The 22,534-nt window shown below is 70.5% G+C and carries 20 protein-coding genes and 1 riboswitch; of the genes, 13 read left to right on the forward strand and 7 right to left on the reverse strand.

Features of this window, described 5'->3' with window-relative positions; all coding sequences use genetic code 11:
• Positions 1–14 precede the first annotated feature (14 nt).
• Positions 15–737, reverse strand: coding sequence for a M50 family metallopeptidase (locus ACZ4YY_RS32685; RefSeq protein ID WP_468298506.1), 723 nt, complete (start codon positions 735–737; stop codon positions 15–17).
• A 49-nt stretch (positions 738–786) separates the two neighbouring features.
• Between ACZ4YY_RS32685 and ACZ4YY_RS32690 the strand changes: the two genes are divergently transcribed.
• From ACZ4YY_RS32690 to ACZ4YY_RS32735, 10 genes are all read left to right on the forward strand, one after another.
• Positions 787–1,602, forward strand: coding sequence for an SOS response-associated peptidase (locus ACZ4YY_RS32690; RefSeq protein WP_468298508.1), 816 nt, complete (start codon positions 787–789; stop codon positions 1,600–1,602).
• 1 nt (position 1,603) lies between these two features.
• Complete coding sequence (locus tag ACZ4YY_RS32695) at positions 1,604–2,230, forward strand: alpha/beta hydrolase family protein (protein WP_468298510.1); 627 nt, start codon at positions 1,604–1,606, stop codon at positions 2,228–2,230.
• Positions 2,231–2,502: 272 nt separating this feature from the next.
• Positions 2,503–3,198, forward strand: a complete 696-nt coding sequence (gene sigR / locus ACZ4YY_RS32700) for an RNA polymerase sigma factor SigR (protein ID WP_468298512.1) — start codon at positions 2,503–2,505, stop codon at positions 3,196–3,198.
• Positions 3,195–3,497 (forward strand): mycothiol system anti-sigma-R factor, encoded by a 303-nt coding sequence (gene rsrA / locus ACZ4YY_RS32705; protein ID WP_468298514.1) that lies wholly within the window; start codon positions 3,195–3,197, stop codon positions 3,495–3,497. Before sigR ends, rsrA begins: the two co-directional genes overlap by 4 nt.
• A gap of 125 nt (positions 3,498–3,622) precedes the next feature.
• Complete coding sequence (locus ACZ4YY_RS32710; protein ID WP_468298516.1) at positions 3,623–4,930, forward strand: HD-GYP domain-containing protein; 1,308 nt, start codon at positions 3,623–3,625, stop codon at positions 4,928–4,930.
• Complete coding sequence (locus ACZ4YY_RS32715; protein ID WP_468298518.1) at positions 4,927–6,243, forward strand: HD-GYP domain-containing protein; 1,317 nt, start codon at positions 4,927–4,929, stop codon at positions 6,241–6,243. Before ACZ4YY_RS32710 ends, ACZ4YY_RS32715 begins: the two co-directional genes overlap by 4 nt.
• Before the next feature lie 105 nt (positions 6,244–6,348).
• The gene (locus ACZ4YY_RS32720) at positions 6,349–7,329 is read left to right on the forward strand and encodes a tetratricopeptide repeat protein (protein ID WP_468298520.1); all 981 of its coding nucleotides are present in this window, start codon (positions 6,349–6,351) and stop codon (positions 7,327–7,329) included.
• 309 nt (positions 7,330–7,638) lie between these two features.
• Positions 7,639–8,289 carry a peptide deformylase gene (gene def, locus ACZ4YY_RS32725; protein ID WP_468298522.1) on the forward strand — a complete coding sequence of 217 codons (651 nt, stop codon included), beginning with the start codon at positions 7,639–7,641 and terminating at the stop codon, positions 8,287–8,289.
• 271 nt (positions 8,290–8,560) lie between these two features.
• Entirely contained in the window at positions 8,561–9,658 is a 1,098-nt protein-coding gene (cyc1, locus tag ACZ4YY_RS32730; RefSeq protein ID WP_468298524.1) for an epi-isozizaene synthase, read from the forward strand.
• A complete protein-coding gene (locus ACZ4YY_RS32735) occupies positions 9,655–11,025 on the forward strand; it encodes a bifunctional albaflavenone monooxygenase/terpene synthase (protein ID WP_468298526.1) in 1,371 nt (456 codons plus the stop codon). The genes cyc1 and ACZ4YY_RS32735 overlap by 4 nt, the downstream gene beginning before the upstream one ends.
• Here the strand turns inward: ACZ4YY_RS32735 and ACZ4YY_RS32740 are convergent.
• The 6 genes from ACZ4YY_RS32740 to ACZ4YY_RS32765 all read right to left on the reverse strand — a co-directional run bounded on the left by ACZ4YY_RS32740 (position 10,979) and on the right by ACZ4YY_RS32765 (position 18,909).
• Positions 10,979–12,010, reverse strand: a complete 1,032-nt coding sequence (locus ACZ4YY_RS32740) for a GlxA family transcriptional regulator (RefSeq protein ID WP_468298528.1) — start codon at positions 12,008–12,010, stop codon at positions 10,979–10,981. The genes ACZ4YY_RS32735 and ACZ4YY_RS32740 overlap by 47 nt on opposite strands.
• 210 nt (positions 12,011–12,220) lie before the next feature.
• Positions 12,221–13,231 carry a ribonucleotide-diphosphate reductase subunit beta gene (locus ACZ4YY_RS32745; protein ID WP_468298530.1) on the reverse strand — a complete coding sequence of 337 codons (1,011 nt, stop codon included), beginning with the start codon at positions 13,229–13,231 and terminating at the stop codon, positions 12,221–12,223.
• On the reverse strand, positions 13,231–15,582 hold the full coding sequence (locus ACZ4YY_RS32750) for a ribonucleoside-diphosphate reductase subunit alpha (RefSeq protein ID WP_468298532.1): 2,352 nt from the start codon (positions 15,580–15,582) through the stop codon (positions 13,231–13,233). Before ACZ4YY_RS32750 ends, ACZ4YY_RS32745 begins: the two co-directional genes overlap by 1 nt.
• A gap of 136 nt (positions 15,583–15,718) precedes the next feature.
• Positions 15,719–15,817: riboswitch (adenosylcobalamin-variant (AdoCbl-variant) riboswitch) on the reverse strand.
• A gap of 326 nt (positions 15,818–16,143) precedes the next feature.
• Complete coding sequence (mctP, locus tag ACZ4YY_RS32755; protein WP_468298534.1) at positions 16,144–17,757, reverse strand: monocarboxylate uptake permease MctP; 1,614 nt, start codon at positions 17,755–17,757, stop codon at positions 16,144–16,146.
• The gene (locus ACZ4YY_RS32760) at positions 17,754–18,020 is read right to left on the reverse strand and encodes a DUF3311 domain-containing protein (protein ID WP_468298536.1); all 267 of its coding nucleotides are present in this window, start codon (positions 18,018–18,020) and stop codon (positions 17,754–17,756) included. Before ACZ4YY_RS32760 ends, mctP begins: the two co-directional genes overlap by 4 nt.
• A 124-nt stretch (positions 18,021–18,144) precedes the next feature.
• Positions 18,145–18,909 (reverse strand): GntR family transcriptional regulator, encoded by a 765-nt coding sequence (locus ACZ4YY_RS32765; protein ID WP_468298538.1) that lies wholly within the window; start codon positions 18,907–18,909, stop codon positions 18,145–18,147.
• A 420-nt stretch (positions 18,910–19,329) separates the two neighbouring features.
• On the opposite strand from ACZ4YY_RS32765, the gene ACZ4YY_RS32770 reads away from it, so the two are divergent.
• The 3 genes from ACZ4YY_RS32770 to ACZ4YY_RS32780 all read left to right on the forward strand — a co-directional run bounded on the left by ACZ4YY_RS32770 (position 19,330) and on the right by ACZ4YY_RS32780 (position 22,527).
• Complete coding sequence (locus tag ACZ4YY_RS32770; RefSeq protein ID WP_468298540.1) at positions 19,330–20,613, forward strand: extracellular solute-binding protein; 1,284 nt, start codon at positions 19,330–19,332, stop codon at positions 20,611–20,613.
• Positions 20,614–20,707: 94 nt separating this feature from the next.
• Positions 20,708–21,694, forward strand: coding sequence for a carbohydrate ABC transporter permease (locus ACZ4YY_RS32775; protein WP_468298542.1), 987 nt, complete (start codon positions 20,708–20,710; stop codon positions 21,692–21,694).
• Positions 21,691–22,527 carry a carbohydrate ABC transporter permease gene (locus tag ACZ4YY_RS32780; protein ID WP_468298544.1) on the forward strand — a complete coding sequence of 279 codons (837 nt, stop codon included), beginning with the start codon at positions 21,691–21,693 and terminating at the stop codon, positions 22,525–22,527. The genes ACZ4YY_RS32775 and ACZ4YY_RS32780 overlap by 4 nt, the downstream gene beginning before the upstream one ends.
• Positions 22,528–22,534 lie beyond the last annotated feature (7 nt).

Below are 22,534 nucleotides of genomic sequence, written 5' to 3' on the forward strand. Positions count from 1 at the left end.
CCCCCCCGGGGCGGTCACCCCTCCAGCAGCCACCTGCCCCCGCCCATCAGCGAGCACAGGCTCACCGCGTGGAACAGGAACAGCCACAGCGCGGCCGGCACGTGCGTCAGGCGCGACAGCTGGTCCGCGTCGGAGTCGCCCGCGCCCTCGCGCGAGCGCTTCGCCTGGAGCTCGAAGGCGGGCCGCACCCCGCCCAGCAGCAGGAACCACACCACCGCGTACGCGAACGCCGCCTGCACCTGGGGGCCCGCCAGCCAGGACACCAGCAGGAACGTACCGCCCGTGACGATCACGGTCAGCGCCCCGTAGGCGTTGCGGATCATCACCAGCATCACCAGCAGCAGGGCCGTCGCCAGCCACAGCAGCAGGGTGATGCGCCCGGCGCCGAGCAGGGCGGCGCCGCCGAGGCCGAGCAGCGGGGGAGCGGTGTAGCCGGCGGCCGCCGTCAGGATCATGCCGATGCCGTAGGGCTTGCCGCGGCTGACCGTGAGACCGCTGGTGTCGGAGTGCAGGCGTATGCCGGTCAGGGTGCGGCCCGTCAGCAGGGCGACCAGGCCGTGGCCGCCCTCGTGGGCGATCGTGATGGCGTTGCGGGAGACCCGCCACAGCGGGTGCGTCGAGACCACGGCGAGCGCCGCGGCCAGGGTGGCCAGCACCACCCACAGATCGGGGTCGGGCTGTGTGCCGAGGAGTCGGTCCCAGAGGTCGGGCAGCGCGGTGGGGGCGGTGCTGTCCATGTGTCCGGTGGCTCCCTCTCGTCGTACGGAGTCTGGCAGTGTGGCACGTATGTGCGGACGGTATGCAGCGAGTCGCAGGCCCGAGGATCTCGCGGGAATCTTCGGCATCGAGAAGTGGGAGCCCGAGGAGACCCTGGCGCCCGACTACAACGTGGCCCCGACCAAGGAGGTCCATGCCGTACTGGACCGTCCTCTGAAGGACGTGGAGGACCCGCGTCCGGTTCGTCAGCTGCGGAAGCTGAAGTGGGGACTGGTCCCGTCCTGGTCGAAGACCCCCGAGGGCGGCGCCCGCATGATCAACGCCCGCGCGGAGACCGTCCACGAGAAGCCCTCCTACCGTCGCGCCTTCGCCGCCCGGCGCTGCATCCTGCCCGCCGACGGCTACTTCGAGTGGGTCACCGGCGCGCAGGAGCGGGACCTGGAGGTCGAGGGCAGGAAGAAGCGGCCCCGCAAGCAGCCGTACTTCGTGCTGCCGGCCGACGGATCGGTGTTCGCGATGGCGGGTCTGTACGAGTTCTGGCGGGACCGGACGCTGCCGGACGAGCATCCGCAGGCCTGGTGGGTCACCTGCTCGGTGATCACGACCGAGGCGGAGACCAGTCCGCTGGGCGTCGCCCCCGCCGAGGGCCCGCACTCCCTGGCCGAGATCCACCCGCGGATGCCGCTGATGCTGACCCCGGACCGCTGGGACGCCTGGCTGGACCCCTCCCGCACCGACGTCGAGGAACTGCGTGCGCTGCTGGAGCCCCCGCCGGCCGGCCTGATGCGCGCGTACCCCGTCACCACGGCCGTCAGCAACGTCCGCAACAACGGGGCGGAGCTGCTGAAGGAGCTGGAGGGGCCCGAGGAGGGCACACTCTTCTGACATGAGCGAGATCGTCGAGACGGACGCCGGCCCCGCCCGGATCACCTGGCACCGGGCGGAGAACCCTCGGCTGGTCCTGGCCGCCGGCCACGGCGCGGGCGGCGGCATCGAGGCACGGGACCTCCAGGCGCTCGCCCGGGTCCTCCCGGCGCACGACGTCACCGTCGCCCTCGTCGAACAGCCCTGGCGGGTGGCCGGGAAGAAGGTGGGGTCCGCACCGAAGACCCTCGACGTCGGCTGGCGCGGGATCTGGCCGGCCGTGGCCGAGCCCGGTCTGCCGGTGATCTCCGGCGGCCGCTCGGCGGGCGCCCGGGTGGCCTGCCGTACCGCCCGCGAACTCGGCGCGCACGCCGTCCTCGCGCTCGCCTTCCCCCTGCACCCGCCCGGCCGGCCGGAGAAGTCCCGCGCCGGCGAACTGCTCGGCGCCGGGGTGCCCACGCTCGTCGTCCAGGGCGGCAACGACTCCTTCGGGCGGCCGGACGAGTTCCCCGAGGGCGACTTCGCGCTCGTCGAGGTGCCGCACGCCGACCACGGGCTCGCCGTGCCCAAGCGGGCGGCCGTGAGCCAGGAGGAGGCGTTGGAGAGCGTCTGCTCCGCGGTCGTCGGGTGGGCCACGTCACTCGGGTGAAGACGCCGTGCGGGTAAAGAACGGGGAATGTTGCGGGGCCTTCACTGGTTGAGCCGGACAGAAGTGCTGAACGCAGCACGAACGTCGTGGGAGAGGAAGTCCGCCGCATGGGTTCGACTGTGTGCCCGAGCCGCAGCAGCCGCGCTGACCTGGACTGGACGGTGCTGCACGCGGCCAAGACCGCTCCTGTTCGAGCGGCGGCAGGCGCGGGTAGTCGTCTATCCTCCGATGCGAGTGGGACCGGCTTCGGTCCCGGCCGCGATCTTGAGGAGGTGGGTCCGGTCACCGGTACCGACGCAGGGACCGACAACGGCCAGGCGGAGCTGCCCGAGGGCCAGGGCGCGAGCATGGACCCGGGCGCGGAGACGACCGCCGAGCGCAGCGCGCGCTTCGAGCGGGACGCGCTCGAGTTCCTCGACCAGATGTACTCCGCCGCGCTGCGCATGACGCGCAACCCGGCGGACGCGGAGGACCTGGTGCAGGAGACCTACGCCAAGGCGTACGCGTCCTTCCACCAGTTCCGCGAGGGCACCAACCTCAAGGCCTGGCTGTACCGGATCCTCACCAACACCTTCATCAACTCCTACCGCAAGAAGCAGCGCGAACCCCAGCGCAGCGCGGCCGAGGAGATCGAGGACTGGCAGCTGGCCCGCGCCGAGTCGCACATGTCGACGGGTCTGCGTTCCGCCGAGTCGCAGGCGCTGGACCACCTGCCCGACTCGGACGTGAAGGAAGCGCTCCAGGCGATCCCCGAGGAGTTCCGCATCGCCGTGTACCTCGCGGATGTGGAGGGCTTTGCCTACAAGGAGATCGCGGACATCATGGGGACACCCATCGGTACGGTGATGTCCCGGCTGCACCGGGGCCGCCGTCAGCTGCGCGGCATGCTCGAGGACTACGCCCGAGAGCGCGGGCTGGTCCCGGCCGGCGCCGGAGAGTCGGACGAAGCGAAAGGCTCGGGCTCATGAGCTGCGGAGAGCCGCACGAGACGGACTGCAGTGAGGTCCTGGACCATCTCTACGAGTTCCTGGACCGGGAGATGCCGGACTCCGACTGCACGAAGTTCGAGCACCACTTCGAGGAGTGCTCGCCGTGCCTGGAGAAGTACGGCCTGGAGCAGGCCGTGAAGAAGCTGGTCAAGCGGTGCTGCGGGTCGGACGACGTACCCACCGACCTGCGTGCCAAGGTCATGGGCCGGATCGACCTGATCCGATCCGGCCAGGCCGTTCCCGAGCACGACGTGACGGCGACCCCGCAGGAGTCCTGACACTCCCGGCCGAGCCGGCCGCCGTCACCCGAATGTGCTAATCCGCGGCTGATACGCCCGCGACGCCGTCCCCCGCCGCCCTAGGCTCCGGAAACCTGGAGTAGGTGTGGCCGGGGGAGGGCGACATGGAGGGGATTCCGGCGCGGGCACGCGCGTACGTCGGCTGCGTCGCCCTCGGCGCGCTGCTCTGTCTGCTCCCGCCGCCGACGGCCCGCACGCCCTGGTGGGCCGTCCTGCTGCTCGCCGCGCTGTACGCGGCCGGCGAGCAGATCGCCCGGCGCCGGTTCGCCGGCACCTTCCACCCCGTGCTGCTCGCCGGGGCCTTCCTGCTGCCGCCGCCCGCCGCGGCGCTCGTGCCGCTGCCCGGCGCGCTGTTCCTGCTCGCCGGACAGCGGCCCGTCCTGCTGCGACGGATCTGCCGGGCCGCCCATCTGGCGATCGGCGTGTGGGCCGCGTCCCGGGTGCACTGCGCGCTGGACCCGCGGGACGCCGTCATGGCGTCCGACGTGCCCCGCGCCCTGCTGGCGGCCGGGGCCGCCGTCCTCGTCTTCTGCCTCGTCCTCGCCACCCTGGACGGCGCGATCCTCGCGCTCGCCGAAGGGCTGCCGCTGCGGCGGGTCTGGCGCGGACTGTTCCGGCGCCTGCTCGCCCCCGTGGCGGTGCACGGCCTCGCCGGGCTCATGATGGCCGTTCTGTGGCGCAGCCCGTACGGGCCGTTCGCCGCGCTGCTCGTGCTGTTCCCGATGGGCGTCTCCTGGTGGGTGTTCGCCCAGTACCACCGGGAGCGGGCCGCCCACCAGGCCACCATCCGCGCCCTCGTGCAGGCCGTCGACATCAAGGACGGCTACACCCGCGGACACAGCGAGCGGGTCGGCCAGGCCTCCATGCTCATCGCCCGCGAACTCGGCATGGACGAGGGGCGGGTCGAGGTTCTGCGCTTCGCCGGGATCCTGCACGACGTGGGCAAGCTCGGCGTGCCCACCCGGCTGCTGCGCAAGGACGGGCCGCTGACCCCCGAGGAACGGCGGGTGATCGAACTGCACCCGGAGTACGGGCACGAGATCACCCGGGGGATCTCCTTCCTCGGCGAGGCGCGCGCGGCGATCCTCCACCACCACGAGCGGGTCGACGGCAGCGGCTACCCCTACGGGCTGGTGGGCAGTCAGATCCCGGAGTGCGCCCGGGTGGTGGCCGTCGCCGACGCCTTCGACGCGATGACCTCGAACCGCTGCTACAGCAGGGCCCGGCCGGTGCCGGTGGCCCTGGAGGAACTCCAGCGGTGCGCGGGCGCCCACTTCGACCCGCGCATGGTCGAGGCGCTGACCCGGGTGATCGCCCGCGACGGCTGGCACCCGGTGGTGACCGCCGACGAGACGCCACCGGCCGTGCCGTCCCAGGCCCCCGCCCCCGACCGGCCCGGAGCCCACCGATGACCTCCCGCCGTCCGCTCGTCGCCCTCCACACCGCCGCCGCCGTCCTCGTCACCGCCTCCCTCCTCGTCACCTTCCGCGCGGGCGTCGAGGAACGGCCGGTCGCGCTCGCCTTCGGGGTGCTCGTCGTCGTCGGCGAGCTCACCCGGTGGAGCGGGCCCGGGCTGCGGGAGGCCGCGCCGCTCGGCGCCGCCGCCTCCCTGTCGTACGCGCTGCTCGGGGAGCACGCCGGACACGCCACGCACCACGGGGTGGCCCAGGTGGTGGCGGTCGTGGTCGCCGCCTCCCTGCTGGGCAGCGTGCCGCACGTCGCGCGCGGGGGGCCCGTCCTGGACCACCTCGTCCGGCGGGTCCTGGCCGTCGGCTTCGCCGCCGTGTGTTTCCAGCCGCTCTACAACCGCGGGGTGTTCGACCACTGGAGCGGCCCCGCGTACGCGCTGCTGCTGCTCGCGCTGCTCGTGCTGACCGCGCTGTGCGAGGCCGTGGTCGCCGCCGCGCTCGCCCACTCCCGCACCGGCTGGCCATTCGCTCCGCTGCTCCGCGACGAACTGCGGTCCGTGCCCGGGATCGGGTCGGCCGTGTGCGCGACGGGCGCGGTGATGGCGCTCGCCGTGGCCGTCGTCGGGCTGTGGGCGCTGCCCCTGTTCTGCGTGCCGCTGCTGCTCACGCAGATGTCGCTGCGCCGGTACGCGGCCGTCCGCGCCACCTACCGGCAGACCATGGCCTCCCTGGCCCGCGCCACCGAGATCGCCGGGTACACCCCGGCCGGGCACGCCCGCCGGGTCGCCGCCCTCAGCCAGGCCGTCGGCCGCGACCTGGGGCTCACCGAGCCGGAGCTGACCGTGCTGGAGTACGCGGCCCTCATGCACGACATCGGGCAGCTCAGCCTCGTCGATCCCGTCCCGGCCGGGGCCACCGCCGGTCTGCCGCCGGAGGAACAGCGCAGGATCGCACTGCTCGGCGGGGCCGTCGTCCGCCAGACCGGGGCGGGCGCGCAGGTCGCGGCGGTGGTGGAACGACAGGCCGACCCGTACCCGGAGCAGCCGCGGGCCGCGCGGATCGTGCGGGTGGTCAACGCCTACGAGGAGAAGGCCCGCGACGCCGGTCCGGGCGGGGCCCTGGCGGTCCTGGAGGAGCTGCGGCTGCGGACCGGCGGGGAGTACGCCCCCGAGGTGGTGGAAGCGCTGGCCAGGGTACTGTCGGAGCGGGGCGGCGGCGCGCCGGGTGCCGCCGCGGGCGTTCAGCCCCGAGGGAGCCTCGGTCACGGGGGCGGCGGGCGGCGCACGGGCGGTCTGACCTTGCCCTCGGGCGGGTAACCCATGGGTAATGAGCGCCCTTCCAGCCATACGTGGTTGGATGCGAGGGAGGAAGTGTCCGGGGGCACTGGCCAGCCCACGTCACGGAACTGGCAGGCGGGAATCGTGAGGATCTTCGGCAAGGGACGGCACCGGCCCTCCGCCTCCTGGCGGCAGGCCACCGATCGCGCGTTCACGCTGATCGGCGACGGCCGGTACGAGGACGCGGGCGCGCTGTTGACACGCGCCGCCGACCTGGAGCCCTGGCTGTCGGAGTCCTGGTTCAACCTCGCCCTGCTGCACAAGTTCCGCCACGACTGGGAGCAGGCCCGCACAGCCGGACTGCGCGCGGTCGCTCTCCTCGACCGGGAGACCGGCGCCCCCGACTGGTGGAACGTCGGCATCGCCGCCACCGCCCTGCAGGACTGGCCGCTGGCGCGCCGCGCCTGGCAGGCCTACGGGCTGCACGTCCCGGGCGGCGCCACCGCCGCCGGTGAGCCCGTCGGGATGAGCCTCGGCAGCGCCGTCGTACGGCTGTCGCCCGAGGGCGAGGCCGAGGTGGTGTGGGGGCGGCGGCTGGACCCCGCCCGGATGGAGGTGCTGTCGATCCCGCTGCCGTCGTCCGGACGGCGCTGGGGCGAGGTGGTCCTGCACGACGGGGTGCCGCACGGCGAGCGCACCACGTCCGCCGGGCACGCCTACCCCGTCTTCGACGAGATCGAGCTGTGGGCGCCCTCTCCCGTGCCGACCTGGGTGGTGCTGCTGGAGGCGGCCACCGAGGACGACCGGGACGCGCTGGAGCAGTTGGCCGCCGACGCCGGCTTCGCCGCGGAGGACTGGTCCTCGTCGGTGCGGTTGCTGTGCCGGATGTGCTCGGAGTCGCGGATGCCCTCGGACGAGGGCGACGGGGAGCACCTGGACCCGCACGACCACAGCGAACCCGGGCATCCGGGACCGCTCGGTCATCGCACGGACGGGCAGCTGTGGGTTCCCGAGCGGGAGTGCGGGATCGCCGCGCCGGCCTCCCTGGTGAGGGGACTGCTGGACGGATGGGTCGCCGACAGCCCCGATTCGAGGGACTGGCGGGATCTGGAAGAGGTCTGCTAGGGGGTGTTTCGAAAGTCCTGTGCGGTGCCCGCGGTGTCCGGTGCGTGCTCTCGGCGTGCCGGACGAAAGCGCTCGTACTGGGCGTACTCGGGCGTTCGGCCGGTGCGGCGAGAGGGCGTGCCGGGCGCCGTGGGTGCTGTGCGGGACTTTCGAAACACCCCCTAGAGGCGGCTGCGGGCCTGATCGCGGCTGCTCGCGCCCCGCGGTGGAGCCGCACGTCGACGCAGGACCGCCCCTCGCAGGGGCGCGCTGCCCGTACCCTGTATCGAGCATTCACCCCAGTCTGTTTGAGGAAGGCATACGTCGGTCATGGCCCAGCAGGACACCGATCAGCAGCACGCGGGCGTGCTCCCCGTGGACGACGAGGGCTTCGTCATCGACACCCAGGACGCCGAGGAGCGGGAGCGGGCCTACCGTGAGCGCGGCACCTCGCGGCCCATCACCGTCGTCGGGAACCCGGTGCTCCACAAGGAGTGCGCTGACGTCACCGAGTTCGACGACGAGCTGCTGAAGCTGGTGGACGACATGTTCGCCAGCCAGCGCACCGCCGAGGGCGTGGGTCTGGCCGCCAACCAGATCGGCGTCGACCGGAAGGTCTTCGTCTACGACTGCCCCGACGACGAGGGCGTGCGGCACGTCGGCGTGGTGTGCAACCCCCGGCTCGTCGAGCTGCCCGCCGAGCGGCGCCGGCTGGACGACAGCAACGAGGGCTGCCTGTCGGTGCCCACCGCGTACGCGCCGCTCGCCCGGCCCGACTACGCCGAGGTGACCGGCCAGGACGAGAAGGGCAACCCGATCAGGGTGCGCGGCACCGGGTACTTCGCTCGGTGTTTGCAGCACGAGACCGACCACCTGTACGGGTACCTCTACATCGACCGTCTCTCCAAGCGCGAACGCAAGGACGCGCTGCGGCAGATGGCCGAGAACGAGCCGCGTTACCCCGTGGTCGCCAACGACTGAACACCCTCCGCACTCCGACGCCTGGCCGGGATACCCCACGGCCAGGCGTCGTTCGTGTGTCCGACGCACGTTCGATCGCTTATGCACATCCACTGATCCATAACCAGTCACCCAAGGGGGAGTTCTCGGCTGGTTGACGTAGTGAATGAAGCGAATCCGTTCCCAGAGCGGTCAGTTGTAGTGCTGAATGGGAAGTGCGGGGATACGCAACGGCGCACGCCCGGCACGGCGGAAGGGGTGTGCGCCAACTGGCGGCTGAGAGGGGTTGTTCGTGCCAGCCTTCCCATACAGCACCACATACAGCACCACAGCGACGGTGACCGCGATCGCGGTCCCTCCCTCGCTCTCTCTTCCGGTCATCGAGACGGCCTTTCCCCGGCAACTGCATCCGTATTGGCCGCAGTTGCAGGAGAAGACGCGCTCCTGGCTGCTGGAAAAACGGCTCATGCCGGCGGACAAGGTCGCGGAATATGCCGACGGACTGTGCTACACCGACCTGATGGCGGGTTACTACCTCGGCGCCTCCGACGAGGTGCTCCAGGCCATCGCCGACTACAGCGCGTGGTTCTTCGTCTGGGACGACCGTCATGACCGGGACGTGGTCCACGGACGGGCCGCCGCCTGGCGGCAGTTGAGGTTCCGCTTGCACGCGGCGCTGGACTCCCCGGCGGAGCACCTGCACCACGAGGACCCGCTGGTCGCCGGACTCGCCGACAGCGTGGGCCGGCTGTACTCCTTCCTGCCGGACACCTGGAACGCGCGGTTCGCCCGCCACTTCCACGCGGTGATCGAGGCCTACGACCGGGAATTCCACAACCGCACCGAAGGGCGTATCCCGACCGTCGAGGAATACCTCGCACTGCGTCGGCACACCTTTGCGCACCAGATCTGGACGGACCTGCTGGAACCCAGCGCGGGACGTGAACTACCGGAATCCGTGCGCACCCACCCCGCATATCGGCGCGCGGCCCTGCTGAGTCAGGAGTTCGCCGCCTGGTACAACGACCTCTGCTCGCTCCCGAAGGAAATCGCGGGCGACGAGGTGCACAACCTCGGAATCAGTCTCATCACCCATGAGGGGCTGACCCTCGAAGAAGCGGTCGAAGAAGTCAGGCGGCGGGTCGAGGAATGCATATCCGAATTCCTGGTCGTGGAGCAGGACGTCCTGCGGCTGGCCGACGGGCTGGCCGACGGGACGGTCCTCGGAAAGGAACTCGGCGCCGCCGTACGGGCCTGTCTGGGAAACATGCGGAACTGGTTCAGCTCCGTCTACTGGTTCCACCACGAGTCCGGCCGCTACATGGTCGACAGCTGGGACGACCGGTCCACGCCCCCGTACGTCAACAACGAAGCGGCAGGTGAGAAATGACCGTCGAATCGGTGAAGCCCGAGACGACCGGGGCAGCGGAACTACGCGAGCCGCCCCTGGCCACGGGCGGGCTTCCGCTGCTCGGCCACGGCTGGCGGCTGGCCCGCGATCCGCTGGCCTTCATGAGCCGGCTGCGCGACCACGGCGGAGTCGTCCGCATCAGGCTCGGCCCGAAGACGGTGTACGCCGTCACCCGCCCGGACCTCACCGGGGCGGTGGCCCTCAGCCCCGACTACATCATCGCCGGACCCCTGTGGGAGTCCCTGGAAGGCCTGCTCGGAAAGGAGGGCGTGGCCACCGCCAACGGCCCGCTCCACCGCCGCCAGCGACGCACCATCCAGCCCGCGTTCCGGCTCGACGCCATTCCCGCCTACGGACCGATCATGGAGGAGGAGACGCACGCGCTCGTCGAGCGCTGGAAGGGCGGCGCAACCATCGACTGCACCTCGGAGTCGTTCCGCATCGCGGTGCGGGTCGCCGCCCGCTGCCTGTTGCGCGGGCGGTTCATGGACGAGCGGGCCGAGCGCCTGTGCACCGCGCTCGCCAGCGTCTTCCAAGGTATGTACCACCGGATGGTGGTACCGCTCGGACCGCTGTACAAGCTCCCGCTTCCGGCCAACCTCGAATTCAACCGGGCGCTGGCCGATTTGCATCTCCTGGTCGACGAGATCATCGCCGAACGCCGGGCATCCGGTCAAAAGCCGGACGATTTGCTGACGGCATTGCTCGAAGCGAAGGACGACAATGGCGACCCCATCGGGGAACAGGAGATCCACGACCAGGTCGTCGCGATACTCACCCCCGGCAGCGAAACCATCGCGTCGACGATCATGTCGCTCCTGCTGATGCTCTCGGCCCACCCGGAACACGCGGACAAAGTGCGCGCCGAGGTCGAGGCCGTCACCGGAGGACGCCCGGTCGGATTCGAGGACGTCCGCAAGCTGACGCACACCAACAACGTCGTCGTGGAGACCATGCGTTTGCTGCCCGCCGTATGGATATTGACGCGGCGGGCGGTCACCGACACCGAACTCGACGGGTATCGCATTCCCGCCGGGGCCGACATCATCTACAGCCCGTACGCGATACAGCGCGATCCGCGTTCCTACGAGCGGCACCTGGAGTTCGACCCCGACCGCTGGCTTCCCGAGCGACAGAAGGGCATCCCCAAGTACGCCATGCGGCCGTTCAGTGTCGGCAACCGCAAGTGCCCCAGCGACCACTTCTCGATGGCCCTGCTCACCCTGGTCACAGCGGGGCTCGCGGAGGCGTTCCGGTTCGAGCAGGTCGCCGGGTCCGACGACGCGACCCGGGTGGGCATCACCCTGCGTCCGCAGGGCCTGCGGCTGCGAGCCGTACCGAGGTGAGAACCCCGCCTCCGGCGTGCGTTCGGGCGGCCTCCGGTCCGCGGAACGTACGCCGGTAGGCGTTCGGCGTGGTGCCCAGCGCCCGCACGAACTGGTGCCGCAGCGCCGCCGCCGTACCGAACCCGGTACGCGCGGCGATCGCGTCCACCGTCTCGTCCGTGGCCTCCAGCAGCCGCTGGGCCAGCAGGACGCGCTGGCGCAGGATCCAGCGGTAGGGCGTCGTGCCCGTCTCCTGGTGGAAGCGGCGGGCGAAGGTGCGCGGGGACATGTGCGCCCGGGCGGCGAGCTGTTCGACGGTGACCTCCTCGTCGAGGTGAGCCTCCATCCACCCGAGCACCGCGCCCACGGTGTCGCAGGGCGACCGGGGCAGCGGCCGCTCGATGTACTGGGCCTGACCGCCGTCCCGGTGCGGCGGCACGACCATCCGCCGGGCGATCCCGTTGGCGACCTCGGGCCCCTGCTCCTTGCGGACGAGGTGCAGACAGGCGTCGATGCCGGCGGCCGTGCCCGCCGAGGTGATCACCGGGTCCGCGTCGACGTACAGCACGTCGGGCTCCACGATCGTGCGCGGGTACTGGCGGGCCAACTGCTCCGCGTGCCGCCAGTGCACCGCGCAGCGCCGCCCGTCCAGCAACCCCGCCGCGGCGAGCACGAACACCCCCGAGCACACGCTGAGCACCCGCGTCCCGCGGTCCACGGCCCGGCGCAGCGCGTCCAGCAGCTCCGGCGGGAACTCCCGCGCGGTGTAGGCGTCCCCGGCCGGGACGGCGATCAGGTCGGCGCTCTCCAGCCGCTCCAGCCCGTGGGTGGTGCGCAGCGTGAAGCCGGCGGGTGTGGCGAGCGTCGGCCCCTCCGCCGAGGCGACCGCGAAGTCGTAGACCGGCAGGCCCTCGTCGCTGCGGTCGATGCCGAACACCTCGCACACGACGCCGAGTTCGAAGGGGTGCACGCCGTCGAGGAGGATCGCGGCCACGTTCGTCAACATGCGGCCAGTGTGCCCCGCGCTGGCAGTAAATTGAAGGTGTGCGGCAGTCCTGCCACTGTCAGCAGTGTTCCCTGAGCACGATGCTTACCTCATGAACGCATACACCGATGTCCTCACGGTCCTGTTCGCCTTCCTCCTCCTGACGGGACCGGCGCTCGTGGGGCTGGCCCGCGAGCGCCGGATCGACCGCGAACTGCGTGCCGGGCAGCCTCAGAAGTCCTCGTCCAGGTCGACCGTGCCCTCCACGGCCACCTGGTACGCCGACGGACGGCGCTCGAAGAAGTTGGTCAGCTCCTGAACGCCCTGGAGCTCCATGAAGGAGAACGGGTTCTCCGAGCCGTACACCGGGGCGAAACCGAGCCGGACCAGCCGCTGGTCGGCGACGCACTCCAGGTACTGCCGCATGGAGTCGGTGTTCATCCCCGGCAGCCCGTCGCCGCACAGGTCGCGCGCGAACTGCAACTCCGCCTCGACGGCCCCCCGCAGCATGTCGGTGACCTGCTCCCGCAGCCGGTCGTCGAAGAGGTCCGGCTCCTCCTTGCGGACGGTGTCGACCACGTCGAACGCGAAGCTCATGTGCATGGTCTCGTCCCGGAACACCCAGTTGGTGCCGGTGGCGAGGCCGTGCAGCAGGCCCCGGCTGCGGAACCAGTAGACGTAGGCGAAGGCCCCGTAGAAGAACAGGCCCTCGATGCACGCGGCGAAGCAGATCAGGTTGAGCAGGAAGCGGCGGCGGTCGGCCTGCGACTCCAGACGGTCCAGCTTCTCCACCGAGTCCATCCACGTGAAGCAGAACTCGGCCTTCTCGCGGATGGAGGGGATGTTCTCCACCGCAGCGAACGCCGCCGCACGGTCCTCCGGGTCGGGGAGGTAGGTGTCCAGCAGCGTCAGATAGAACTGGACGTGAACGGCCTCCTCGAAGAGCTGCCTGCTGAGGTAGAGGCGGGCCTCGGGGGAGTTGATGTGCTTGTACAGCGTCAGCACCAGGTTGTTCGCCACGATCGAGTCGCCCGTCGCGAAGAACGCGACCAGACGGCCGATGAGGTGCTGCTCGGCCGGGCTGAGCCTGGCCAGGTCGGCGACGTCCGAGTGGAGGTCGACCTCCTCGACGGTCCAGGTGTTCTTGATGGCGTCCCGGTAGCGCTCGTAGAAGTCCGGGTACCGCATCGGGCGCAGGGTCAGCTCGAAGCCGGGGTCGAGAAGGTTCTGGTTGCTGGGCATCACTGGCAGGCCTCGCAGGACTCGGGGTTCTCAAGGGAGCAGGCGACGGCCTCGTCGGCGGCCGGCTGCTGGACGGGGACGGCGGCCCGGGCGGCGCGGGCGATGCGGGTCGCCGGGCGCGAGCGCAGGTAGTACGTCGTCTTCAGCCCGGACTTCCAGGCGTACGCGTACATCGAGGAGAGCTTGCCGATGGTCGGCGTCTCCAGGAACAGGTTCAGCGACTGCGCCTGGTCCAGGTAGGGGGTGCGGGCGGCGGCCATGTCGATCAGTGCGCGCTGCGGGATCTCCCAGGCCGTGCGGTACAGCGCCCGCACGTCCTGGGGGATCCAGGCGAGGTCCTGCACCGAGCCGTTGGCGTCGCGCAGCGCCTCACGGGTGCGGGCGTCCCACACGCCCAGCTCCTTGAGGTCCTGCACCAGGTAGGAGTTGACCTGGAGGAACTCACCCGACAGCGTCTCGCGCTTGAACAGGTTGGACACCTGCGGCTCGATGCACTCGTACACACCGGCGATCGAGGCGATGGTGGCGGTCGGCGCGATGGCGAGCAGCAGCGCGTTGCGCATGCCGACGGCCGCGATCCGCTCACGCAGCGCCGCCCAGCGCTCCGGCCAGGTGAACGCCACGCCGTAGTGGTCGGGGTGCAGCACACCGCGCGCCGCGCGCGTCTTCTCCCAGGCCGGCAGCGGGCCGCTGCGCTCGGCGAGGTCGGTGGAGGCCTCGTAGGCGGCGAGCATGATGCGTTCGGCGATCCGCGCGGAGAGCGCCTTGGCCTCGTCGGAGTCGAAGGGCAGCCGCAGCTTGAAGAAGACGTCCTGCAGGCCCATGGCGCCCAGGCCGACGGGGCGCCAGCGGGCGTTGGAACGGCCCGCCTGCTCGGTCGGGTAGAAGTTGATGTCGACGACGCGGTCGAGGAAGGCGACGGCCGTGCGGACGGTCTCGTCCAGCCGCTCCCAGTCGATGTCCCCGTCGACGACGAACGCGCCGAGGTTGACCGAACCGAGGTTGCAGACCGCCGTCTCCCCGTCGTCCGTGACCTCCAGGATCTCCGTGCAGAGGTTGGAGGAGTGGATGACGTGACCCGGCTCGGCCGTCTGGTTCGCCGTGCGGTTGGCGGCGTCCTTGAAGGTCATCCAGCCGTTGCCGGTCTGCGCGAGGGTGCGCATCATCCGGCCGTACAGCTCACGGGCCGGGAGCGTCCGGCGCGCCAGCCCCTCCGCCTCCGCCCTGCGGTAGGCCGCGTCGAACTCGTCGCCCCACAGGTCCACCAGCTCCGGTACGTCCGCCGGGGAGAACAGCGACCACTGCTCGTCGGCGTTCACTCGGCGCATGAACTCGTCCGGCACCCAGTGCGCGAGGTTGAGGTTGTGCGTGCGGCGGGCGTCCTCACCGGTGTTGTCGCGCAGCTCCAGGAACTCCTCGATGTCGGAGTGCCAGGTCTCCAGGTAGACGGCCGCCGCGCCCTTGCGCCGGCCGCCCTGGTTCACGGCGGCCACGGAGGCGTCCAGGGTCTTCAGGAACGGCACGATGCCGTTGGAGTGCCCGTTGGTGCCCCGGATCAGCGACCCCCGGGAGCGGATGCGGGAGTACGACAGTCCGATGCCGCCGGCGTGCTTGGAGAGGCGGGCCACCTGGTGGTAGCGGTCGTAGATGGAGTCCAGTTCGTCCAGCGGGGAGTCGAGGAGGTAGCAGGACGACATCTGCGGGTGCCGGGTGCCGGAGTTGAACAGCGTGGGGGAGGAGGGGAGGTAGTCCAGCCGGCTCATGAGCCCGTAGAGCGCGGACACCTCGTCGACCGACCGTGCCGTGTCGTCCTCGGCCAGACCGCTCGCCACCCGCAGCAGGAAGTGCTGGGGCGTCTCGATCACCTTGCGGGTGAGGGGGTGGCGCAGCAGGTAGCGGCTGTGGAGTGTGCGCAGGCCGAAGTAGCCGAAGCGGTCGTCGGCCGCCGGGTCGACCAACGCGTCGAGACGGGCCGCGTGGAGCCGGACGAACGCGGCGGTGCGGTCGGCGACGAGGCCCTCGCGGTGGCCGACGGCGACCGACTCGGTGAACGAGGTGACGCCTTGCGCGGCGGCCTCGGCGCGGATGCCGACGGTCAGCAGCCGGGCGGCCAGCTTCGAGTAGGCGGGGTCCTCCGAGATCAGGCCGGCGGCCGCCTCCGTGGCCAGCTCGCGCAGCTCCGTCTCGTCCGCCCGTGCGGACCGGCCGCGCAGCGCGGCGGCGGCGACCCGGCCGGGGTCGGCGTCGGGGAGGTCGGCGGTCAGCTCGGTCAGGGTCCGCAGCAGCGCGGCACCGGGACCGTCGTTCTCCGGCGCGGTGACGGAAGCCGGATCGGCTGGCGCGATGGTCACGTGGGGGCTCTCCCTCGCTGGGCACGGGGCCTTGCGAAGGGCGGGGGGCAGCACACGAGCGCACGCGGCGTCGCGTCCACCGGCCCATTCCGCGAGGCCCGGACGTCAGGGCACCCGGACCGGACGGCCGGGTGCGCTGTCGGCAGGACCTCGGACTGAACAGGCGTGCGGAAACACGCAAGTACACCGTTGCGGGACAGTTCCGGATTCGCACCGGATTCCCCTGCGGCGACAGCGAGCATGAGCATACATCTTGTGTCGGGGCGCGATGCCACCCCCAGATGTTGTGTCGCGCTGGTTTCAGAGCGTCAGTTCGTAGGTGAGGAGAGTGAGGTCGCCGAGGGCGGCGTACTCGGCGGGCTCCGCTTCTGCGATGAGCATGTCCATGGGGTGAGTGTTCACGACAACGGGCCGCCGTCAGTCCTGCTGCCGGCGGCCCGCTGCGGGGTGACGGGACCATCGGTCGGTGCACTGTGCCCCCTGGGCCGCGCGGCCTGGCGACGCGGCGGTGCACGTCACCGGACCACGCGGCCCGATCGGGCGCTCATGGTGCACGGACCCCTAATGCGTGGGCGTGCCCGCCGTGGCCGGCGGGAGTTCGATCTCGACGCCGGGGTCGCCGGCGTCGGCCGTGTAGTCCTCCGGCCTGGTCTCGTCGATGCCGTCGGGGGCGCCGGCGGCCCTGAAGGCGAAGGTGAGGACCACGGTGACGACCAGGTTGAGCACGAACGCCGTCAGACCGATGTAGCCGATCTCGCCGATGCCCGGGATCTCCTTCGACGAGCCGCCGAAGTGCTTCTGGGTCGGGGAGGCGACACCGTACGCGGCGACCGTGCCGTAGACCATGCCGACCGCCCAGCCGGCGAGCAGCGCCCAGCGGTGGAACCAGCGGGTGAACAGGCCGCCGACCAGGGCCGGGAAGGTCTGCAGGATCCAGATGCCGCCGAGGAGCTGGAAGTTGATGGCGACCGTCTTGTCCATGGTCAGGACGAAGGCCAGGGCGCCCACCTTCACCAGCAGCGAGACCAGCTTGGAGACCTTCGTCTCCTGCTCGGGCGTCGCGTCCGGCTTGATGAAGTCCTTGTAGACGTTGCGGGTGAAGAGGTTCGCCGCCGCGATCGACATGATGGCCGCGGGGACGAGCGCGCCGATGCCGATCGCCGCGAAGGCGACGCCCGCGAACCAGTCCGGGAACATGTTCTCGAACAGCTGCGGGATGGCCAGCTGGCCGTTGGTCACCTTCACACCCGCCGCGATCGCCATGAAGCCGAGCAGGGCGAGCAGGCCCAGCATCAGGGAGTACAGCGGCAGGATCGTGGTGTTGCGGCGGATCACCTCACGGCTCTTGGAGGACAGCGTCGCCGTGATCGAGTGCGGGTACATGAAGAGCGCGAGCGCCGAACCGAAGGCCAGGGTGGCGTACGTCCACTGGCCCGCCTCGGCCGGGATCAGACCGCCCGCGCCGGCCGCGGCGTACTTCTCGCCCGCCTTGGCGAAGATGTCGTCGAAGCCGCCCAGCTTGATCGGGATGTAGATGATCGCGACCGCGATGACGAGGTAGATCAGCGTGTCCTTCACGAACGCGATCAGCGCGGGAGCCCGCAGACCCGACGAGTAGGTGTACGCGGCGAGCACGCCGAAGGCGATCAGCAGCGGCAGGTCCTTGATGAACCAGTTGGTGTCCTCGCCGCCGCCGACGCCCATCACGTCCAGCACCGCCTGGATGCCGACGAGCTGGAGCGCGATGTACGGCATGGTCGCCAGGATTCCGGTGAGCGCCACCGCCAGTGACAGGCCCTTGGACCCGAACCGGCCGCGCACGAAGTCCGAGGTCGTCACGTACCCGTGCTTGTGCGAGACCGACCACAGACGCGGCAGGAACGTGAAGATCAGCGGGTAGACGAGGATCGTGTACGGCACCGCGAAGAAGCCGGACGCGCCCGCCGCGTAGATGGCCGCCGGTACGGCGACGAAGGTGTACGCCGTGTACAGGTCGCCGCCGAGCAGGAACCAGGTGATCCAGGTGCCGAACGACCGGCCGCCCAGGCCCCATTCGTCGAGGCTCTGCTCGTTCTCGGCCCTGCGCCAGCGCGCGGCCAGGAAGCCCATGACCGTGACGGCCAGGAAGAAGAAGACGAAGACGCCGAGTGCGACGCCGTTCACACCGTCCTTCATCGCGTGGCACCCCCGTCCGTAGCCTTGCGGGCGCGCTGGTCACGGTGCCACAGCGTGTAGGCGACCATCGTGAGCACGGTCGAGATCAGCACCCACGCCATCTGGTACCAGTAGAAGAAGGGGATGCCGATGAACTTCGGGTCGGCCTTGGCGTAGGAACCGACCCACAGCATCGCCACGAAGGGGGCGAGCAGACAGAGGGCGATGACGACGCGTACGGGCGTCACCACCGGCCCTCGGGACACTTCAGGCGCTTCTGACATCGATCGGATCCGTCCCCTCGCTGATCACGTGTGCAATGCACGCGAAATGTAGGTGACGGACAAAGCGCAGCGGAAGACCTCGTCCGCATATCGATCGACGAGTTCCGCGACGTCCCGCGGGCGCCTACTCCTGAGGGCGCTTCAGGCGGGCGACGAACTTGTACCGGTCCCCCCGGTACACCGACCGCACCCACTCGACCGGACGGCCCTCCTTGTCCAGGGAGTGCCGGGAGAGCATCAGCATGGGCAGGCCGACGTCGGTGCCGAGCAGGCCGGCCTCGCGCGGGGTGGCCAGGGAGGTCTCGATGGTCTCCTCGGCCTCGGCGAGATGGACGTCGTAGACCTCGGCGAGGGCGGTGTAGAGGGACGTGTACTTCACCAGCGACCTGCGCAGGGCCGGGAAGCGCTTCGCACTGAGGTGGGTCGTCTCGATGGCCATCGGTTCGCCGTTGGCCATGCGCAGCCGCTCGATGCGCAGCACGCGCCCGCCGGCGGTGATGTCGAGCAGGCCGGCGAGGCGGTCGTCGGCCGTGACGTAGCCGATGTCGAGGAGCTGCGAGGTGGGTTCGAGGCCCTGGGCGCGCATGTCCTCGGTGTAGGAGGTGAGTTGGAGCGCCTGGGAGACCTTCGGCTTGGCGACGAAGGTGCCCTTGCCCTGGATGCGCTCCAGCCGGCCCTCGACGACCAGTTCCTGGAGGGCCTGGCGCACGGTGGTGCGCGAGGTGTCGAACTCGGCGGCCAGCGTGCGCTCGGGCGGCACCGGCGTGCCGGGCGACTGCGTCTCCGTCATGTCGAGCAGGTGCTTCTTCAGGCGGTAGTACTTGGGCACGCGCGCGGTACGGACGGTCGCCCCACCCTCGTTCTCCGCACTGCTGACGTCGGTGCTCATGGCCCGCCTTCCCGGCTCCGGGTGCCGAAACGACCGACTCGCTCGTCGGCCGCGGCTCACATCGTGGCACGGGTTGCGGGGCGGGGTGTCCCGAGTGGGGTGACCTCGCCCGGCCCGTGATCCCCTCTGTATACCTCCGGGGCCCTTGTTGGTCTAGTCCAGCACGCCGAAGGCGGGCGGTGGTCCATCCCGCCGACAGGCCCCGTCCGGCCGCCCAGAAATTGAAAAGTCCCTGCATATCGCGGTCGCGTAACGGACGTCGCCGCCCCGGTTGAACACCCTTGACAGCCCTATTGGTCTGAGCCAAGCTCTCGGCACTGGTCTACACCATTGGTCCAGGTCCCGGCCCCGCGGACGGTACGCGTTGAGGCACCGCGGCGGGGAGGCAGGGGGGTTTGTGGCATCCCTGAGGAGGGTGGCGTGAAGCGCAAGCTGACAGCCGCGATCGGTATCGCGGGCATGATGGTCTCCATCGCGGCGTGCGGGGGCGGCGAGGACAACGGGGGCTCGGACAAGGGCGCCGACGCCGAGGAGCTGACCGTCTGGCTCACCGTCGACGCCCAGAACAACTGGCCCGACCTGGTGAAGGCCGCCGACGCGGCGGTGCAGAAGAAGCACCCGGGCGTCAGGATCACCCACGAGTACTACGGCTGGCCGGACAAGAACGCCAAGCTCGACGCGGTCCTCGCCACCGACAAGGCCCCCGACGTGGTCGAGATGGGCAACACCGAGATGCTCGGCTACATGGTCAAGGGCGCCTTCGCCCCCCTGGACGCGGCCGCGTTCGACAACTCCTCCGCCTGGCTGGACGGCCTCAAGGCCTCGGTGACCTACGAGGGCAGGACCTACGGCGTCCCGTACTACGCCGGCGGCCGCGTCGCCAACTGGCGCAAGGACGTCTTCGCCTCGGTCGGCGTGAAGTCCACCCCCAGGACCTACGCGGAGCTGACCGCCGCCCTGGACAAGGTCCAGAAGAAGGAGGGCGACACCTTCTCCTCCTGGTACCAGCCCACCCGCGACTGGTACGCGGCCATGTCCTTCGTCTACGACGCCGGCGGCTCGATCGCGGTCGAGTCGGGCGGCGAGTGGAAGGCCAACCTCTCCTCCGCCGAGTCCCTCAAGGGCCTGAAGGAGTTCAAGAAGGTCGTCGACACGTACATGCACGGCGACAAGACCAAGGACGAGTCCGACCGGTACATCGTCTACGGCCAGGGCAAGTCCGGCATGATCTTCGCCCCCGCCTGGGAGGGCGCGACCGCCGCCGCCCCGGAGAACGACAAGACCGGCAAGCTCAAGGGCAACGTCGAGAACTTCGTGATGCCCGGCCCGTCCGGCAAGAACCTCCCCGTCTTCCTGGGCGGCTCCGACCTCGCCGTCCCGGTGAAGTCGGACGCGCAGGCGCTGGCCGCCGAGTGGATCAACGCCTTCACCGGCCCCGCCGGCCAGAAGGGCCTGATCGCCAAGGGCAACCTGCCCAACAACAAGACCGACCTCGCGACCCTGAAGAACGACCCGGCGACGGCCGTCCCCGCCACCGCGGCCGAGGCCAACTGGTTCGTCCCGATGGCCCCCGGCTGGGGCCGGGTCGAGAAGGCCCAGGTGCTCCAGACGATGCTGCAGAGCATCGGCACCGGCAAGAAGACGGTCGAGGAAGCCGCGAAGGAAGCGGACGCCGCGATCGACAAGGTCATCAACACCAAGTGACCTTCGGCGGGGCTCCGTCGCGGCGGAGCCCCGCCGTCCGCAGACCTACGGGTCTTCGCCCCGTACGACCTGAGGGACCGCTGAGGAGCGCGCGATGAGTGCCGCAGACACGACCACCCCTGCCAAGGTGCCGCCGCCGCGGCCGGCACCGCCGCCGCCCGCACCGCGGCGGCCGGCCGGCAGACGGACCGCCGCCCCCGCCGCCACCCCCTGGCTGCTGCTCGCCCCCTGCCTGCTGGTCCTGCTGCTGGTCATGGGCTATCCGCTGGTCCGCCTGGTCACCCTGGCCTTCCAGAAGTTCGGACAGTCCCAGCTGTGGGGCTTCCAGCCGGCCGAGTCGGTGGGCCTGGACAACTTCACCCAGGTGCTGGGCGACGGGCAGTTCTGGGCGGTCGTCCTGCGCACGATCGTCTTCGCGGCCGGCTGCGTGATCTTCACGATGGTCCTGGGCATGCTCATCGCCCTGCTGCTCCAGCGGGTCTCCGGCTGGGTGAAGACCCTGGTCAACATCGCGCTGGTGGCCGGCTGGGGCATGCCGGTCATCGTCGCCACCACCGTCTTCAAGTGGCTCTTCGACGCCGACTACGGCATCCTCAACGCCGTCCTCAGCAAGCTGCCGGGCGTCGATCTGATCGGCCACAACTGGTTCGCGAGCGGTCCGCAGGGCCTCGCCGTGATCATGCTGCTGGTGGTCTGGGGAGCCGTCCCGTTCGTCGTGATCACCCTCAGCGCCGGCCTCACCCAGGTCCCCAGGGAACTGGAGGAGGCGGCCCGCCTCGACGGCGCGGGCGCCTGGGGCGTCTTCCGGTACGTCACCCTGCCCGTCCTCAAGCCGGTCATCGTGATGCTCACGACCCTGTCGGTCATCTGGGACATGGGTGTCTTCCCGCAGGTCTTCGTCATGCGCAACGGCCATCCCGAGGCCGAGTTCCAGATCCTGACGACGTACTCCTACGACCGTGCCTTCGTCGTCAACGACTACGGACAGGGCTCGGCGATCGCCCTGATCACCGTGCTGCTGCTCCTCGGGGTGGTCGCCGTGTACATGCGCCAGATGCTGAAGATCGGAGAGGTCGAATGAGCACGCCCGCTCCCCACCGGGGCTCCCGCGCGGGCTGGAACCTGCTCGGGCTCCTCGTCTTCGTCGTCGCCGGCTTCCCGGTCTACTGGATGCTCAACACGGCCTTCAAGCCGGCCAGGGACGCCATCGACCCCGACCCCAGCCTGCTGCCGACCGGCCTGACGTTCTCCAACTTCGGCCGCGCGCTGGACATCGCCGACTTCTGGGGCCCGGTCGGCCGCAGCCTCGTCGTCTCGCTCGTGGTCGTCGTGATCGGCATCGTCGTCGGCATGCTGGCCGCCCTGGCCATCTCCCGGTTCGCCTTCCGCGGCCGCAAGATCGTGATCGTCGGCATCCTGGCCGTGCAGATGGTCCCGCTCGTCGCGATGATCATTCCGGTCTTCCTGCTCCTGAACGACCTCGGCCAGTACGACCGCCTCACCGGCCTGATCATCACCTACCTGACCTTCGTCCTCCCCTTCACGGTGTGGACCCTGCGCGGCTTCATCGTCAACATCCCGAAGGAACTGGAGGAGGCCGCGATGGTCGACGGCTGCTCGCGCACCGGCGCCTTCGTCCGGGTCGTCTTCCCGCTCCTCGCCCCCGGCATGGTCGCCACCTCGGTCTACGCCTTCATCCAGGCCTGGAACGAGTACCTCTACGCCCTGATGCTGCTCAGCCAGAAGAACCAGACCGCGACCGTCTGGCTCGGCAACTTCACCACCAAGCACGGCACCGAGTACGCGCCCATGATGGCCGGCGCCACCATGATGGCCGTACCGATCGTCGTCCTCTTCCTCCTGGTCCAGCGCAAGATGGCCGCGGGTCTGACCGCGGGCGCAGTGAAGGGATAACGCCCCC

It is taken from the genome of Streptomyces sp. NPDC030143 (assembly GCF_055573695.1).